General features: G+C 48.1%; 17 protein-coding genes. 5 read left to right on the forward strand and 12 right to left on the reverse strand.

From position 1 onward, the window contains the following. Nucleotides 1–77 precede the first annotated feature (77 nt). The gene (dgoD, locus tag GCU45_RS02455; RefSeq protein WP_152397935.1) at nt 78–1,226 is read left to right on the forward strand and encodes a galactonate dehydratase; all 1,149 of its coding nucleotides are present in this window, start codon (nt 78–80) and stop codon (nt 1,224–1,226) included. Nucleotides 1,227–1,312: 86 nt separating this feature from the next. Here dgoD and GCU45_RS02460 read toward each other — a convergent pair whose 3' ends face one another. Together GCU45_RS02460 and GCU45_RS33685 are read right to left on the reverse strand one after the other, a co-directional pair. Next, on the reverse strand, nt 1,313–2,710 hold the full coding sequence (locus GCU45_RS02460; protein ID WP_152397936.1) for an FAD-binding oxidoreductase: 1,398 nt from the start codon (nt 2,708–2,710) through the stop codon (nt 1,313–1,315). Between the two features lie 229 nt (nt 2,711–2,939). Next, entirely contained in the window at nt 2,940–3,080 is a 141-nt protein-coding gene (locus GCU45_RS33685; protein WP_163875666.1) for a hypothetical protein, read from the reverse strand. A gap of 208 nt (nt 3,081–3,288) precedes the next feature. On the opposite strand from GCU45_RS33685, the gene GCU45_RS02465 reads away from it, so the two are divergent. Beyond that, nucleotides 3,289–4,464: a serine hydrolase domain-containing protein gene (locus tag GCU45_RS02465; protein WP_152397937.1), complete on the forward strand. Its 1,176-nt coding sequence runs from the start codon at nt 3,289–3,291 to the stop codon at nt 4,462–4,464. 88 nt (nt 4,465–4,552) lie between these two features. Here GCU45_RS02465 and GCU45_RS02470 read toward each other — a convergent pair whose 3' ends face one another. After that, on the reverse strand, nt 4,553–5,539 hold the full coding sequence (locus GCU45_RS02470) for a hypothetical protein (RefSeq protein WP_244364401.1): 987 nt from the start codon (nt 5,537–5,539) through the stop codon (nt 4,553–4,555). A gap of 449 nt (nt 5,540–5,988) precedes the next feature. Between GCU45_RS02470 and GCU45_RS02475 the strand changes: the two genes are divergently transcribed. Then, entirely contained in the window at nt 5,989–7,569 is a 1,581-nt protein-coding gene (locus GCU45_RS02475) for an MFS transporter (protein ID WP_152397938.1), read from the forward strand. Nucleotides 7,570–7,634: 65 nt separating this feature from the next. Here the strand turns inward: GCU45_RS02475 and GCU45_RS02480 are convergent, their stop codons facing one another. The 3 genes from GCU45_RS02480 to GCU45_RS02490 all read right to left on the reverse strand — a co-directional run bounded on the left by GCU45_RS02480 (nt 7,635) and on the right by GCU45_RS02490 (nt 9,363). Next, entirely contained in the window at nt 7,635–8,159 is a 525-nt protein-coding gene (locus tag GCU45_RS02480; RefSeq protein WP_152397939.1) for a spermidine/spermine N(1)-acetyltransferase, read from the reverse strand. 27 nt (nt 8,160–8,186) lie between these two features. After that, on the reverse strand, nt 8,187–8,639 hold the full coding sequence (locus GCU45_RS02485; protein WP_089547684.1) for a MarR family winged helix-turn-helix transcriptional regulator: 453 nt from the start codon (nt 8,637–8,639) through the stop codon (nt 8,187–8,189). A 145-nt stretch (nt 8,640–8,784) separates the two neighbouring features. Further along, nucleotides 8,785–9,363: a TetR/AcrR family transcriptional regulator gene (locus tag GCU45_RS02490; RefSeq protein WP_152397940.1), complete on the reverse strand. Its 579-nt coding sequence runs from the start codon at nt 9,361–9,363 to the stop codon at nt 8,785–8,787. A 160-nt stretch (nt 9,364–9,523) separates the two neighbouring features. Here GCU45_RS02490 and GCU45_RS02495 point away from each other — a divergent pair, with 160 nt between their 5' ends. After that, nucleotides 9,524–10,417 carry a ketopantoate reductase family protein gene (locus GCU45_RS02495; RefSeq protein ID WP_152397941.1) on the forward strand — a complete coding sequence of 298 codons (894 nt, stop codon included), beginning with the start codon at nt 9,524–9,526 and terminating at the stop codon, nt 10,415–10,417. A 205-nt stretch (nt 10,418–10,622) separates the two neighbouring features. On the opposite strand, the gene GCU45_RS02500 is transcribed toward GCU45_RS02495, so the two are convergent. Beyond that, complete coding sequence (locus GCU45_RS02500; protein WP_208837097.1) at nt 10,623–11,276, reverse strand: glycosyltransferase; 654 nt, start codon at nt 11,274–11,276, stop codon at nt 10,623–10,625. 118 nt (nt 11,277–11,394) lie between these two features. Continuing rightward, nucleotides 11,395–12,189 (reverse strand): SDR family oxidoreductase, encoded by a 795-nt coding sequence (locus GCU45_RS02505; protein WP_152397943.1) that lies wholly within the window; start codon nt 12,187–12,189, stop codon nt 11,395–11,397. A 166-nt stretch (nt 12,190–12,355) separates the two neighbouring features. On the opposite strand from GCU45_RS02505, the gene GCU45_RS02510 reads away from it, so the two are divergent. After that, nucleotides 12,356–13,234, forward strand: a complete 879-nt coding sequence (locus tag GCU45_RS02510; protein ID WP_244364403.1) for a LysR family transcriptional regulator — start codon at nt 12,356–12,358, stop codon at nt 13,232–13,234. A 64-nt stretch (nt 13,235–13,298) separates the two neighbouring features. Here the strand turns inward: GCU45_RS02510 and GCU45_RS02515 are convergent, their stop codons facing one another. From GCU45_RS02515 to GCU45_RS02530, 4 genes are all read right to left on the reverse strand, one after another. Then, a complete protein-coding gene (locus tag GCU45_RS02515) occupies nt 13,299–13,628 on the reverse strand; it encodes an antibiotic biosynthesis monooxygenase family protein (protein WP_152397944.1) in 330 nt (109 codons plus the stop codon). Nucleotides 13,629–13,667: 39 nt separating this feature from the next. Next, on the reverse strand, nt 13,668–14,549 hold the full coding sequence (locus GCU45_RS02520) for an oxidoreductase (RefSeq protein ID WP_152397945.1): 882 nt from the start codon (nt 14,547–14,549) through the stop codon (nt 13,668–13,670). A 503-nt stretch (nt 14,550–15,052) separates the two neighbouring features. Next, nucleotides 15,053–15,616: a TetR/AcrR family transcriptional regulator gene (locus tag GCU45_RS02525; protein ID WP_152397946.1), complete on the reverse strand. Its 564-nt coding sequence runs from the start codon at nt 15,614–15,616 to the stop codon at nt 15,053–15,055. Nucleotides 15,617–15,829: 213 nt separating this feature from the next. Beyond that, nucleotides 15,830–16,741, reverse strand: a complete 912-nt coding sequence (locus tag GCU45_RS02530) for an SDR family oxidoreductase (RefSeq protein ID WP_152397947.1) — start codon at nt 16,739–16,741, stop codon at nt 15,830–15,832. Nucleotides 16,742–16,831: the final 90 nt, after the last annotated feature.

Below are 16,831 nucleotides of genomic sequence, written 5' to 3' on the forward strand. Positions count from 1 at the left end.
GCGAGGTGGGATGATCTGATAACGTAAAACAAATCTTTTATGCGGCTCAATAAAAATATGAATAAGGTGGGTTACGAATGAAAATTACAGGTTACGAATTATTCCTTGTACCACCACGCTGGTTATTTTTAAAAGTCGAAACGGATGAGGGCATTGCGGGTTGGGGAGAGCCTGTTATTGAAGGGAAAGCCGCAACGGTAAAAACGGCGGTCGAGGAGATGATGACTTATTTAATCGGTAAGGATCCTTTGCGCATTGAAGATCATTGGAATGTGATGTATCGTGCTGGATTCTACCGCGGCGGCCCGATCCTGATGAGTGCGATTGCCGGCATAGACCAGGCTCTTTGGGATATTAAAGGAAAGTTCTATAATGCACCTGTCTATCAGTTGATCGGCGGCGCTTGCCGGGACTCGATGAAAGTGTATTCCTGGATCGGCGGGGATCGCCCAAGTGAAACGGCACAAATGGCGCTGGAGTGTGTGAAAAAAGGTTTTCAAGCCGTTAAAATGAATGCAACCGAAGAATTGCAGTACATCGATTCCTTTGACAAGGTTGAAAAAGTGTTAGAAAACGTAGCGGCGATTCGGACCGCTGTCGGGAACCACATTGGAATCGGAATCGATTTTCACGGCCGCGTACATAAGCCCATGGCAAAAGTACTGGCTAAAGAGCTCGAAGTGTTTCGACCTATGTTTTTAGAGGAACCTGTGTTACCTGAAAATAATGAAGCATTAAAAGAGATCGCATCGTTAACCTCCACTCCGATTGCGACGGGAGAGCGGATGTTCTCAAGATGGGATTTTAAGCATCTGCTGTCCGACGGATACGTGGATATCATTCAGCCTGATTTATCCCATGCCGGCGGCATCACGGAATGCAAGAAAATCATCAGCATGGCCGAAGCCTACGATATCGCGGCTGCTCCTCATTGTCCGTTAGGTCCGATTGCACTGGCCGCCTGCTTACAGGTCGATGCGACCGCCCACAATGCCTTCATCCAGGAGCAGAGCTTAGGCATCCATTACAATCAAGGAAATGATCTGCTTGATTATTTGATCGATCCCGCTGTTTTTCATTATGAAAACGGTTACGTTAAAATACCGGACGGTCCAGGCTTAGGGATCGAGATCAACGAAGAAAAGGTGCGCGAAATGGCAAAAATAGGCCATCAATGGCAAAATCCGCTGTGGCGCCACAAGGACGGAAGCGTAGCCGAGTGGTAGAACCGCTCCTTGCGCATCTCATCCGGATCACCAAATCAAAAGATCGCTCCTCGCACGATGGGGGGCGATCTTTATTAGTTTCAAAATTAGCGAGTATGTTCAGTTTGACCGCGGGACTTCTTCCCTACCGGGATACTTTGGGCAAAACGGAATGCATTATGGGGGTCATATTTCCGCTTGACCCGCTTCAGTCTGTTAACATTCACTCCATAATACGCCTTGGGCCAGTTTTCGATTTGCAGATCGGGGAAGTTTACATAATCCCCTTTGACAAAGGGACGTAACGCTTTGCGGAACCTTGTCACCCACTGGATATTCCGCTGCTGCTCGCCGTCGTTCCTCCATCTTGCCGACAGCTCATAGACCGTCTCTGCCTTCCGATGTGGATAGGCCGTCGCAGTCGGGGATATCCGGCTTACCGCACTTCCTGCCCCGCCTAAGCTTTGACACCACACAGTAGCATGCTGATTAGGCGCATGGGACAGAAAATCACGAATCACTCGCACGCCTTCGCGAGGCAGCGGCTTAAACCCGAATGCTCCAGTAATTTTAAACTTCGGCTCCAGGTTGAGATCCCCTTGGGCAAAAAATTGGGTTGCTTCGATAAAAGGTACTGTCCTTACCATCACCTTTACTGGGGTTCCTGTTTGCAGCAAGGGTTGGATTATTCGCCGCAGTTCTTCCGCGCTTCCCAGCAGCTGTCCGGTAGACACGATGATCCCCACCTGTTTCGCAGCGACTTCGATCGTGGAAGTTAAGCGATTCGTAACAGCAGGAGCCCAGCGCTGCCAAGCCGGAAATACCTTCTCCAGATCGCGCCATTTCCAGGTGATGCTGTAGATGGAGACGTTCCGGATGGGCCTTACCCGAAACGTATATTCGGTAGCAATCCCGAAGTTCCCTCCCCCGCCCCCTCGTGATGCCCAGAGCAGATCGGAATGTTTCTTCTCGCTCGCGATGATCGGCTTCGCTCCGCGCCGTCCTGAAGCCACAACCATCTTCACCTGTTTTAGGTTATCGCAGGTAAGTCCATACTTTCGCGAGAGCAGCCCGATTCCGCCTCCCAGGGTAAGCCCGGCAATGCCCACATCTGGCGCCGTTCCACCCGGCAGGGCTACCCGCTTATTCCACAGTTTTCTGTATACGCGGGCAAGCGGATTGCCTGTTTGTATGCGGGCCACCATGTTTTTGCGATCCACCTCCACGCTATTCATTTCGCTCACATCGATAATTAACCCGCCATTGACAGACGAAAATCCTTCATAGCTGTGCCTCCCGCTGCAGACTCTAAACCGTACGCCTCGCTCACGAGCCCATTTCACTGCGTTGATAACATCCTGCGTTCGTTGGCAAAATACGATGATACATGGGAACTTGGAAAAGCGCCGATTGTATTCCATTCTGGCCGTATTATAAGACGGATTGCCAGGCACCACAATTCTTCCGGTCAATGGGGTACCGGCTGTATTCCGCTTTCCAGTCATTATATGTCCACCATCCTCGATCATGGATTAAGCTGTACTCATCTGCTTATTCCTATGTCGGGGCAATTGACCTGGCAACGGCACCTGCCTTATAGGCGCTTTGGATAGTAACCTTAGCTTTTTCCGAAAATCATGTCACCTCTGATGTCGTGTATTTAGCGAATCAACATGCAGGAAAGAAAAACGGCTCCGGTTTATGGAAGCCGTTTTTTTTGCGGTACTACCTCACTCAGCAGTTCTTGCCACTCTTCTTGCCTGGATTCATCGGTTGATTTCCCCCGGTTTCAGCCAGCTTCTCTCCGAATTGATCCAGCCGTTCTGGCGAAGATGCAGGGCCGTCGTTTTTCGGCTTGTTGTTTCTTCCAGTCATGACGCTCACCTCCATCCATAACATGAGCGCCTGGCCTTGTTTTCATACCCTGGGGCTTCCTCCGAACTTAAAATCGGGTCTTTTTTGCAGATTGCTTTGAACTCGGCACTATACAACCACTCCAAAAGCGCTTAATATTTTCAATAGCAAGTTGTTTAAAATCCGCAATCGTCGCAGTGAACTTATTCGAGAAGGAGTCATCAGAGGCATGCTGGAACCAAACATCACCAACCTATTGAAAAATACGCTGAAAGCAAGTATTGATAACAAGGAGATCGCCGGGGCGAACTTCATGGTGCTTAAGGACGGGAACGAAGTTTTTTACCATGAAGACGGATTAGCTGACCTTGAGTCGGGGCGCCCGATAACAAGGGATTCGATTTTCCGGTTATATTCGATGACGAAGCCGGTGACTTCCACCTCCATCATGATGCTGCTGGAGCGTGGGGCTATCGATTTGTTCGATCCTGTAAGCCGTTACATTCCGGGTTTCAAAAACCAGCAGGTTGAGAAAAACGGCGAACTGGTTCCGGCCGGCCGGGAAGTCAACATTCACGATTTATTGAATATGACATCAGGATTAGTATATGGCGGAACCAACCAAGGCGGACAGCAAACGGATGCATTGTTCCAGGAGCTGGGCAGCCGGTTGAACGGTGATAACCCGATGAGCACACTGGAGTTCGCGAACCGCCTGGGCCAGATCCCGCTTTCGTTCGAGCCGGGCTCGTACTGGCAGTACGGAACGTCGGCCGATGTGCTTGGCGCGATTGTAGAAGCGGTGAGCGGTATGCGTTACGGACAATTTTTGAAAAAGGAAATATTCGAGCCGCTGGGTATGAAGGATACCGGATTCTGGCTGCCTGAAGAAAAAAGAGACCGTCTTGTAAAAACCTATCAGGATGATGGCGAAGGCGGCTTAAAGCTGTACTCGCACAGCCACCTTGGCATCGCCCATCAGCTGGACCGTGATCCGGCATACGAGTCCGGCGGAGCCGGCTTGGCATCCACGATTGACGATGCTGCCAAGTTCACGACGATGCTGATGAATCAAGGCAGCTTCAACAGTGTTCAACTGTTAAAGCCAAGAATGGTTCAATATATGACGTCGGCGGCATTAACCGAGTGGCAGCAAAACGGCTTCGATACGTGGCACACCATGCGCGGCCACAGCTATGGCAACCAGATGCGCATCATGACCGACCCCGGAAAAGCCGGATTTATCGGCAGCCCGGGCGAATACGGCTGGGACGGCTGGCTGGGGGCTTACTTCAGCAACAGCCCGCGGGACGGACTGACGATCTTGTTTATGATCCAGAAAAAGGATGGCGGCACGATGCCAATTACGCGCAAGCTGCGTAATATCGTATTCAGCACTTTGTAAGGCCAAACGAAAGAACCGCACGGGAGTTGGGCTCCACGTGCGGTTCTATTTTTTTACGAAGAATGGTCTATAGGTGGACAGCTCCCCATCAGGAAGCGCTGAAATCGTTAAAATAGTGCACGCCGTCATGCGCCGTATCGCCAGGTGCGGTTCTCCGGTTGGTGCTGAACCATAACTTATCTCCGTTCGCCACTCCGACGCCCTCAATTTCAAACAGGTCAGGAAATGCCGAAGACGTCACGCGGAACGATAGATTGGGGTCCGCTTGGATGGTACCCGAAGCCGTAGAAATATTGCGATAAACGAGCACAATGCTGACGTTTTTATATGTCATCGGAACATAGATGGTGTTGTTATAATAACCGAAGCCTTGGAAAGCATACGAAGTGATATTGGATATCGTGCTGCCGTTGACCTTGGCATCTTCAATATTCAGAGAGAAGCTATTCGTTACATGGATCGTTCCACTGGTTGCGGTTAGCGGCAGTGAACCTCTGTACAAGGTTCGTCCGGATTTGAATAAAAAGTTTATGTTGCTCGCGTCTTTGCTCGTAATTTTCACACCCGACATCGCCTTGTCTGCACCATCGTATTTAATAGTGTAATTACCTACTTTGTAGTAAGTCGTTCCTACATATTTCAGTTTCACGAGACTCATACTGCCAGCGTTCATGGTGACGACGAACATATAATAATTGCCGTCGTTGGAGCTGAGAACGACATCATTGGCATGGCCGAGATAGGTTGCGTAAGTAGATCCGTTATCCCCGTTGGTCATGAGCGTTGTGGTACCGTCACTCATTTTGGTACGATAAATGACCGCCTTATTGTTATCGCTGTTGACTTTTACAGAATAGACGTAGGTTGATCCCACGGCAAATCCCTGTGCGGCGTAGCAATCATTGGCATTGCCCAGCGTAGCGACGGTGGAGTACGTGTTGTAATATGCTGCACTGGCTGCAACAGGCATCAGCATGGATGCGCAGAGAAGAATAGCGATAAATAAGGTCAATCGTTTGCTGCTCCTCCAAGTCTGGGCCATGACAGCCATCCTTTCCGTTAACCTCCACTTCATACACGGACACCTCCATAATATTGATGTTATGTTGTCTGTATGAATGAAATCAGTTTTCCTACCTGCCAACCTCCACAATAAAGAGCAGCTGTTTAATGGAATTCCAGACAGGAATGGATCGTTCTATTGTAGTTTAACCTGAATCCATGCTCATTCAAGTCATTATAGTCCTAAATCAGGTAGTTCTGGGCCTAATCCTTTGGTCCCCCTGGTTGTTGTGATTCAAGTAAAATACTTGTAGCGTTACCTCAGAACGTATTGTCATCATCGGATCCGTCTCATAGCTGGTACTCAGATGTAAAATTTCCCCTTGAACCTTACGCAGCGTCATGTCCTAAGATTCAATTGCCGGCAAAAAATTATAAAGGGAGATCGATGATGATGACGAAACGGCAACTTCAACACAGCACACCGTTTTTTAAGTATGCAAGGCGAGGAGTGGGATCAAAATGAGCAGCACATCGTACAGCAATGAGCTGAAAGCCGGCCTAAAGGAATGGATCGGACTTGCCGTACTGGCTCTGCCTGCCCTTCTGGTCTCGATTGATCTCTCCGTGATGATTCTCGCGCTGCCGCATATCAGTTCCGATCTGGGCGCAGATAGCGCTCAGCAATTATGGATCATCGACATCTACGGATTTATGCTCTCCGGATTTCTAATCACGATGGGCTCGCTGGGAGACCGGATCGGCCGCAGGAAGCTGCTGATGATTGGCGGAATCTCTTTTGCGGCAGCTTCCATATTAGCCGCCTTTGCTCCAAACGCCTGGACTCTGATTGCAGCGCGTGCGCTGCTGGGGATCGCCGGGGCAACGGTCGCGCCTTCGACTTTAGCTTTAATCAGCAGCATGTTCCGCAATCCCAAGCAGCGCTCTCTCGCCATCGGCATATGGATGATGTGCTCCATGGGCGGCATGGCGCTTGGTCCGGTTTTCGGCGGCATGCTGTTAAATCACTTTTGGTGGGGCTCGGTATTCCTGCTTTCCTTGCCCATCATGTTGATTTTGGTCCTTACCGGACCCGTTCTGCTGCCGGAATATCGTCATCCTCAAACCGGCCCTCTTGATGTAACAAGTGTTTTGTTGTCGTTGCTTGCCATTTTGCCGGTCATCTATGGACTTAAACACATAGCCAAATACGGCCTGCAAATTGTACCATTACTGTTTGTATTCGCTGGCTTAATCTTTGGCGCGTTTTTCGTTACGCGGCAGAAAAGGTTGACCAGTCCATTGCTGGATCTGCGTCTAGTCGTGAACCGGGGATTCAGCTCCGCGCTGGGAGGCATGTTCGGCATCACATTTACGGGAGCAACGATGCTCTATATCGGGCAGTATCTGCAATTCGTAAAGGGACTGTCTCCGCTTGAAGCAGGGTTATTTATGCTCCCCGGAGCCATCGCCTCCATGGCCGGGATGTTACTCTCACCGCTGGCCGCACGCCTGGTGCGCCCGGCTCGCCTGATCGGAGGAGGCCTTTTGATCTCCGCGACAGGATGTCTGTTCCTCACTCAGGTGGGCAGTGAATCAGGACTCACCTATCTTGTCATCGGGTATGTGCTGTTCAATCTGGGTGCTGCTCCATTACCGAGCCTGTCCAGCGATCTGGTGATCGGCTCGGTCTCGCCGGCAAAGGCAGGATCGGCCGCAGCCATGCTGCAAACAAGCGGAGAATTTGCGTTTGCGCTGGGCATTGCCGTTTTGGGCAGCATCGGCACCGTCGTATATCGCAGCCAGGTGACGAGCTCGATCCCTGCCAACCTCCAGGAATCCTCTGCACAACTCTCACGCGACAGTTTGACCGGGGCGATCGAGACAGCAAAAAGTCTCACAGTGGAAGCCGGTACTACGCTCGTCCAGGGGGCAAGCAAAGCTTTTATGGGCGGGTTTCACGCAATTGCAGCGGTTAGTGGAGTCATTATGCTTGGTATCATCGTTTTGGTCGCGATCCAGTTCCGTCACTTACGGCCGATTGGAGAGAACCAACCTGTCCAAGCCGAACGTATTCCCGAAACAGAGCATTCCCTGCAATAATGAATAATGATCTAGAATAGCCTTGGCATAGGCCAAGGCTATTTGCAAACGTGTGGGACGGAAAATTATATGTTAGCCAGCGTTTTCACCATAATAAAATCCGTTTGTTCTTCGTCACCCATATAAAAAGAGTGCGCACCGGTTTGAACAAAACCTATCTTTTTGTAAAAGTGAATGGCGTTCTCGTTCTTTTCCCAAACTCCGAGCCACAATCTCTTTTTGTTGTGAGTTTTAGCGATATCCATCGCTTGGTTGATTAAATATTGGCCAAGCCCTTTTCTTTGAAACTGGCTTCGAATATAAATCCGTTCAATTTCAAGCGAATCATCGCCCATGGGTTCGGTCTGGGCATCAATCATATTGACCTTTAAAAATCCGGCAAGTTCATCATGGAAAAAGACGAAGTAAAACTCCGAAGAGCTATCAGCCAATTCTTTTTCCAACTGTTCGTCGTTAAATGCCTTTTCCAAATAGGCTTTCAAATTCTCCGGTGAATTCTGGTCTTTAAATGTGTCCGTAAATGTTTCGATGCTGATTTCCTGGAGCTGCGGTAAATCTTCACGGCTGCACTTTGTTATGCTTACTGTCATGTTAGTCGAAAGCTCCTTTATCTATAATCAATAACCCCTCTTGTTCCCCTTTTTGACGTATTCCCAATCTACTTCTATATTCTTTCTAACCCTTTGCAGAAGTTGAAAAATGGTATCAGTTTCTTCTTCCGAAAATCCCGCTAACGCGACCCGATTCGAATGATCATGTTCTCTTTGGATAAAAGGATATACCGATTGCCCTTTTTCCGTCGGAAAAAGTTTTTTGATCTTTCGGTTATGCTCGTCCGCCTTTTTCTCAATAAAGCCATTCGTTTCAAGCTTTTGTATGGCACGGGCTGCAGTAGTCCGGTCTACCTTAATCATTTCGGCTAATTTTTCTTGAATGATCCCCGGGCTCTCGCAAATCCGGACAAGATACAAATACTGCCCTTTCGTCAGGTCATATTCCTTAAATTCGATGTTGCTAATTGAATCCAACGCCCTGGCAATCATTCCGATTTCACGCAGAATTTCTTTCATTTGGGCAGCTCCTCATCCTTTTCAACTGATCAATCGCTCTTGATTAATATTATATTATTTTTATTGCATTTACAACAAAATAAAAAGTGCGAATGATTTAAGTAATTAATAGTAAATACAACATCAGATAGCTAAGAGCGTAACCTTAAGGCACTTTCGGCAGACCCAGGCCGTTCATGACATAGGGACGAACAAAGCCCACAAGCAAATCGGTTCCGTCATTTTCTCCCACCGTTAACCAAGCATGCGCAGCGCCATAAATCGCAGAGGCAGTCATCGCCGAGATGATTTTCGTATGGCTGTCTTCCATGAGGTGAAGATTCCCTCTCCGTAAAATGTTTTCAATGGATTGCTGCAGCAGCTGCTTGATTTTCTCATCGACGAGCGATGCAATCGGTTTGGAATCCATTCTGCATATCCGATAAAAATCCATAATGTAGTTGTAAGTCATCATGATCAGCCCGTCACAGATTTCATCCGTAAAATCTCGCGCATTCAGCACTTGATCAGGAATTCGATCGCTAAAAGCTTGCTCTGTGATTTCTTCCAGCAAAGCGTATTTATCTTCATAATGCGCATAGAAGGTGGCGCGGTTAATCGTTGCTTTTTGTGCGATATCGTTAATGGTTATGGAATCAAAATCTTTCTTTCGGAGCAGCTCCCTAAACGCTTCCCTGATTAACTGGCGTGTGCGCAATACCCTCGGATCGTGCTGATTTACCATATCCAGCCTCCTGTTAAAACATCAAATTTCAAAATGTGTCGTCTATGCAACGTTCCGCTTCATCTGCCGATTGAACTCAGAAGCTTGCCATACTATCATTTTACCCAACAGGTGTTGCTTAAGCAATCTCTGACTAATTCATGGAAAGGATAGATCACTGTTGAATACGATAAAAAAGAGAATTTTAATATTTGGCGCAGGTATCGTTGGCAGCATATACGCGCTCCGGTTTGCCCAATCGGGTCTGGATGTCACACTGTTGGCTCGGGGAAAGAGGCTCGAAGCCCTTCAAAAGAACGGGCTGCGCTACAACGATCACGGCACGATAAAACAAATGTCGATCAAGACGATCGGGAAGCTTGAGGACGACGATATTTACGATTTCATCTTGGTCCCGGTACGGTTTGATCAAGCCGAATCCGCCCTGTCTGCGATCAAAAATAACCAGAGCCAAACGATTGTCACTTTGACCAACACCATCGGTTATGAATCCTGGCTTGATATCGTGGGTGACCGGCTGCTCCCCGGATTTCCCGGGGCAGGTGGAGACATGAAAGAGGATGTACTATACGCCCAATTCGGTTCGGAAAAACACCAAGGGACCATTTTTGGTGAAATCAATGGACAGACGAGCGAAAGGGTCAAAGAACTGGCCGAAATACTTGAAATGGCGGGTTTGCATTATGTAATCCAGCATGATATGTATGCATTTCATGTTTCGCATGCCGCGGTTGCCGTGGGCAACAAGCATTTCTGTACGGACGAGGGTGTGGTCGATCTGGAGACTGCAAGAAGCGAACGCACGCTCCGCAAGATCGCGGCTGATATTAAACAAAATCTTCGCTTGGTCGAGCTGGCCGGAATCCCGGTCATACCGACCGAAACGAAGGCCATGGGGGAACTGTCGGAACAAGATCTTACTGCGATGTACCGCCAGATGCTGAGCAATGATTTTATCATTGATGTCATGCTCGGGGATCATGCCATCAGTCAAAGAGCAGAAATTATGCTGTTAGATGAGAAATTTCATGAAAAGTTTTCTGTGGGGCAATAACATCAGATCGGCTACCCCGGTTAATCCCTTGCAAAAAGAAGCGGCAGTCTAGGACTTTTGAGCCCTGGCCTGCCGCTTTTCATCCAGTCATACCAAAAGCAAACGAAATCTGAAAACATCCACGGCAGAAAAAAAAAGCTTCCTACACCCTCCCGAACGGAGGATATGAAAAGCTAAATTGATTTACATCGCCTGTTTAGGTTGTTTAAAATTTCTCGGGAAACTGTTTAACAATGCCTTCTGTCAGGATGTCCGCCAAATGAATCATATGGATCTCGTTTTTGTCGGTTGCCGCGATATCCGCTTTCCAGTCTCCCTTGAGGCAGTCAAGGACGATTTCCGTGATCAGCTGAAGGTGCGTGTACAGCATATCCTGCAGCTCTTTAAACGACCAATTCGGATTCGCAGCGCTTAAAAATTTGGCGATATCGTCGGCGTTACGATGCCAATTCGCTTCTAACTTTTGCACATCCGCCTGGTTACCCGCTTTGGCTGCCGCGACAATTTTCCCTGCAATGAGAATATGTTCTCTTAGAATCTCAGCCAGCTTATTACCGGCAGCTTCCCCGTAATAGGGTTTGATCACATTTCCGATGTCCTGCTGGTTCCGCAGGAGCCGGTCCAATACGTCCTGCTGATCCGGACGGTTCGAAATGGCGCTGACAATATAACTTCTCGTCCAGATGGTATGGTCGATCCAAGCTTTCTGCATATCGGTTTTCAGCTGCACCATTTTAGGGCTGATACAAACCGGATTCTTCTTCCCATCCACCATGGCTTGTGCAGGTGCTGCGATCTGAATCATGCTGAAAATAAGCGTCAAGGTTATAAGTAAAGCCTTAAGCCGTTTGTTTTTCACTGTTATCTGCTCCTCTATACGTTTGGAATATATCAGGCTGTCTTAATATGGATAAAAAATACCCGATTTTATACAGAGGAGCAGCTTCATTTCTGATTGATTCGTTGATTCCTTCAAATTAGACGGTAGGGACGGTTCCCCCATCAATGACATATTCAGCGCCCGTAATTGAAGCGGCACGTTCTGACGCCAGAAAAGCGACAAGTTCGCCAACCTCTTCCGGAAATCCAGGTCGTCCAACTGGAATTCCCCCCAATGCATCCATGACCGATTGGAGTGCACTTTCGAAGCTGCCTGTTACCTGAGCGATATTCTCCATCATCGCGTCTGCTGCAGTCGTTTGAATAAAGCCGGGAGCAACCCGGTTTACACGAATGCCTTGTGGAGAAAATTCTTTTGAAAGGCTTTTGCTGTAGTTGCTTAGTGCCGCCTTAGCAGCTGCATAAGGAATTGTAGATTCAACCAGGGGCAATACCCGCTGGATGGATGAGATATGGATGATGACTCCCTTCCTTTTTTCGAGCATCAACGGGAGCAGTCCCCGATCCAAGCGTACAGCAGCCAAAAGATTCAAGTTTAGTGCTTCGAGCCAATGTTCGTCACTTGCCGCAAGAAAACCTCCCGGAGGTGTGCTGCTCCCCCCAACGTTATTGACGACGATATCGATCGTGCCGAACCGCTCTTTAACGGCTTCGACGACCTTTGCCGTTCCTTCCATTGAGGATAAATCGGCTTCCACGAACCGTTCCGGATCAGCAAGGTCCGCTGGAACAGAACGCGCTGTTGTCATCACCGCAGCACCAGCCGATGCAAATCTTTTTGCGATAGCTTCCCCCATCCCTTTTGTACCGCCGGTTACCAGCACTTTTTTGCCTTGATATTCCGTCATTGGATTTGCATAAGTTACAGCCATGTTGTTTCCTCCTGAGCATAAATGATTGGGTTGGTTAGAAATCAAGAACGCCGCTTGGTACAGTGAACGTCCCCTGAGAACAACCTTATTGTAAGCTTGACGGACCCCAGCGTCTAATTTATAGTTTTCATTAAATTTATGAATAAAATTTATATAAGTGGGTGCCATGATGGAGCTGACACAACTCGAATACTTTTTAACCGTTGCCCGGCTGCAGCATATGACGATGGCTTCGAAGGCATTGAATATTACTCAACCAGCCTTAAGCCACGCGATTGCCAAGCTTGAGACCGAACTGGGAGTTCCCCTTTTCGAGCGAAACGGCCGGAATGTCGAATTAAATCGCTATGGAAAAATGTTCGGCAGATGGGTTGAGACGGCCTTGAACAACATCCAAAACGGCATACAGGAAATTGAGGAGTGGTCCAATCCCGAAACGGGTGTGATTCACATCTCCTATTTGAATATTTTGGGCGTGGATTTGGTCCCTTCTATGGTTCGGGATTACCAGGTTCATCATCCCCAGGTCCGTTTTGAACTGTACCAAGGAGATCACGGGGATATCGATGAGTATTTGGATAAGGGTACGGCGGACATGATGATCACTTCGAGGGAAACGACGATGGACAATCATGAGTGGATTGTGATTCGCAAATTACCGCTGTTTATCGTTGTTTCCGCAGATCATCCCTTTGCAGGCCGCTCCAGCTTAAGCTTGTTTGAATTATCCGGTGAGCATTTTTTGGGACTCAAGAGAAATTGCGGCCTTAAAGCGACCATCACCTCCCGTTTTCAGCATACAAATTTTCAACTGGCCTCCACTTATGACGCCGAAGATTTGATTACCGTGGCCGGTTTTATTAAAGCGGGTCTGGGTGTGTCGGTGCTGCCGCAAACATTAGGGCTTATGTTAGACGGTTTGGTATGGATCCCTATTCATGAGGAAGGCTGGGATTGGGAAGTCGGGCTGAAGTGGCGAAAAGACCGCTATTTATCGCCCGCTGCCAAGAGGTTTATTGAGTATATGGATACGGCATCCAAGTGAAGGACGTTATTGATGGATCGTAAAAAAGATACCGCGATGTGCACGGTATCTTTTTTATCGTCTTTTATTCGCCGGCTGCTTCAAATGTCGTGACAATTTCGTACATCCCCGGCTCAAACTTCGCTATTTTCAAAGCTTCCTGCAGATACGGAAGCGGCCTAGGGTCATTTCGCATGGCTTGATAATCCTCTGCGCTTCTCCATTGGGAATACATCGTAACCTTCGTTCCATCCGTACCTCGATGGAGAATACATGTTATAAATCCTGGGGCGTACCGGACGGAAACATTCGTTGCGTCGGTCAGCAGTTCGATCAGCCGTTCCTGATTTGCCGGTTCAACGGTAAATACATTGATCAGTGTAAGAACCTGGTTATTCAATGATATTTGAGTCACGATGTCATCTCCTTGTTGTTATAAGTGGATCCGCTTATATCATGACTCCGGAAGCGCTTGAATCATGCGCGAAACCTCCGGATCCAATTCTTTTGCCTGGTAGTCCGTGGATAAGCTAAGTTTCTCCCAACGCTTGGTTTCTTCCAATTTGCCCTTATCCACCGCGTTCGCAATCGCAACAGCATCGCTTCCGAGCAGTAAGCGGAGCGGCGGGTTATCCTCATTCACCATGGAAATGATCGCTTGCGCAGCTTTATCCGGATCTCCGTTCTCCCTGCCGGTAGTCTCGCGAGCATGCTTCAAATGGTTGCCGACCGTGTCCTTATAATCGTCGATAGGCTCGATATGCTTCATTGAGGAACCTGCCCAATCGGTACGAAAACCGCCCGGTTCGATCAGCGTAACCTTTAACCCGAGCGGTCCAACTTCTTTGGAAAGCACCTCGGAGAAGCCCTCTACCGCCCATTTTGCCGTTTGGTATGGTCCTAGACCAGGAGCGCCGATGCGGCCGCCAATCGAGGAGAACTGGACAATATGTCCGTGACCCTGTCCTCTAAGGTGAGGCAGCGCTGCTTTCGTTACGTTAATGACACCCCAAAGGTTCGTTTCCAATTGAGCCCGGAAGTCATCCATCGGAGTTTGTTCAATGGAAGAGATATTGCCGTAACCCGCATTATTCACAAGTACATCCAAACGCCCAAACGTTTCGAAGGCGGCTTGCACGGCAGCCTCAGCCTGCTCAATCCGGGTTACATCCAGCTCAACGATGTGGACTTGGCTGCCAAAGCGTGCTGCAAGATCGGCGATTTGTTCTGTATTGCGGGCTGTTGCCACCAGCTGATCTCCTTTTGCCAGTACTGCTTCTGCAAGACTGCGTCCAAATCCCCGGGAACTGCCTGTAATCAGCCAAACTTTACTCATATCAAAAATGCCTCCTCAACCTAGGTTTGGAATGTTTGTTCCAATGCAAATATAACTCAGACATTTCCTGAAGTCAAGGATTTTTGGAATATATATTCCACCGGAACAAGTTTGACTCTATTTACAATCCGAAGGTTAGATCGCTGAAATTGTTCCGTAAACATGATACACGTTAGGTTTTTAAAGTGTATAAGGTTGCATTCATCTCTTGTTTTATTGAATTATAATCCACTTAGTAGATAAGGAATAAATAAATATGGAATATCAATTCCGATCAAGTGTTTTGGTTTCAAAGTGCTGATACTGCCCGAATTGGAATATACATTCCGATTCTCAGCACTTTGTGTCCGCCGGAAACGACACGGTAAACACCCCAAAAAAGCCGATGTGGATAACAGATGATGGCAGCTGCTGTTAAATCTGATAAGAAATTCATTGATCGGGGGAGTCAAGACAACATAAAAAACAGCCTTTTAAGGACCGCAGCGTCCAAAAGGCTGTTTCTACACGAGTATAGCTTTCCATGAGGCTTCCAACACTTGCTGAACCTGGACCTCGTCTAATGGATATTTCTGAATATAGTACCCTTTCACGATGGAAGAAATGATCCCATGGATGAGCTGATGGCATAAATGGGGGTCCATTTCTTTCATGATTCCCTGCTTCTGACCCTCAACAATCAAAGAAATGACCACGTCACTCGAATGGAGGGCATCGCCCATGTTCCGCAGATCCGGCGAAATATATGGGGAAAAGGAAAAGCTGTCGATAAACAGAAACTCTTTGGGTGAATCGATGCCGAACTTCAGCCTGTTCAACTGCAGGCATTTAAATCGCTCATACAGGCTCGCATCCGGGTTATAACCCTGAAGGAGGTACTCCCCCATATGTGTCCGCGCTTCTTTGTAAACCGCATTCACCAATTCTTCTTTATTGGCAAAATAGTTATATACCGTGCCGGAACCTACGTTGGCTTTCTTGAATATTTTGGAAAAGGTCACCGACTGCAGCCCCTCTTCATGGATCAAATCCAGTGTGGCCGCCATTATATCCTGCTTCTTGCTCATGTATTCCACCTCTTGAAACAACATTAGTACGGGCTTGAGGGAGATGTCAAGTTCACACCACTTAATCACTATGTTGTGCAGCATGACATGATAGCCGAGAAGGGGCAAGATGTACGTTAGGTATCCGAGATTCGTCATACCATTAAACACACAAAAAGCCGCAGTTTATGCGGCTTTTGAAGTGTACTTTTCATGACATCAAACTAGCAGCGACTAACGATATCCAGAGGCATCTGCAGGTTTGCCCGCCTCCTGAACTTCTACAAGGTACCGCCAACAGTCTGGCTGCGAACCGTCGAGGTCCGTGAAACCATAGACTTTTGCGAGCTGACCGCTTGACAAGGACTTACCGTTCCACCGGGCAGCTTCCGGATCGCCAGCTAATGCTGCAACCGCACGGCCTACATAACGCGGAGATTCCGATATGATGAAATGGGGTTCCTTCTCGGTAGCATCACGCCAGTTTTCTTCCTTTACACCGAAATGATCAAGCATGATTTCAGAACGCATCCAACCCGGCGTCATGGCTACCGCGGTACACTGATAAGGTGCGAGTTCATGCGCAAGTGACTTTGCCATGCGAATGACTGAGTTCTTGACTAAATCATAGAACATCGATATGCGGTAATTTTTATCATTGTACTCAGCGGTGCCGTCCGTCATTTCGACCACCAGTCCATTCTTATTTCTGATCAACAACGGCAGGGCAAAATGGCTTGTAATCAAATGCGTGTCGATGCCAAGGCGAAGCATACGAAATCCACGTTCGAGGGAGTGATCCCATACAGGCACATTCCAGTCTGCCAAATTTTCAGCGCCCCATACGTCATTGACCAGAATATCCAATCTCCCCTGCTCTTTCTCAATACGGGCGATAAGGGCCTGGACCTGTTCAGGCTGGAGATGATCGACTTGAACGGCTATTCCTTGTCCACCCGCAGCACTTACCAGTTCTGCCGTTTCCTCAATCGTTTCAGGACGGTTGTATTCGGATCGTTGTTGGCGCGTCGTTCTTCCTGTGACGTATACAGTTGCGCCTGCTGCTCCTAATTCGACAGCGATGCCTCTGCCGGCGCCTCGTGTTGCTCCAGCGACCAAAGCAACTTTTCCACGTAGTGGTTTCATATCACTTATCACTCCTATCGTTGATCTAACGTTCAATGTCCATGATAAATCCTAACTACGTCAAACCTTGTCGTATATAAAAGCATAATT

This window comes from Paenibacillus cellulositrophicus (assembly GCF_009363095.1).
Taxonomy (GTDB): domain Bacteria; phylum Bacillota; class Bacilli; order Paenibacillales; family Paenibacillaceae; genus Paenibacillus_AQ; species Paenibacillus_AQ favisporus.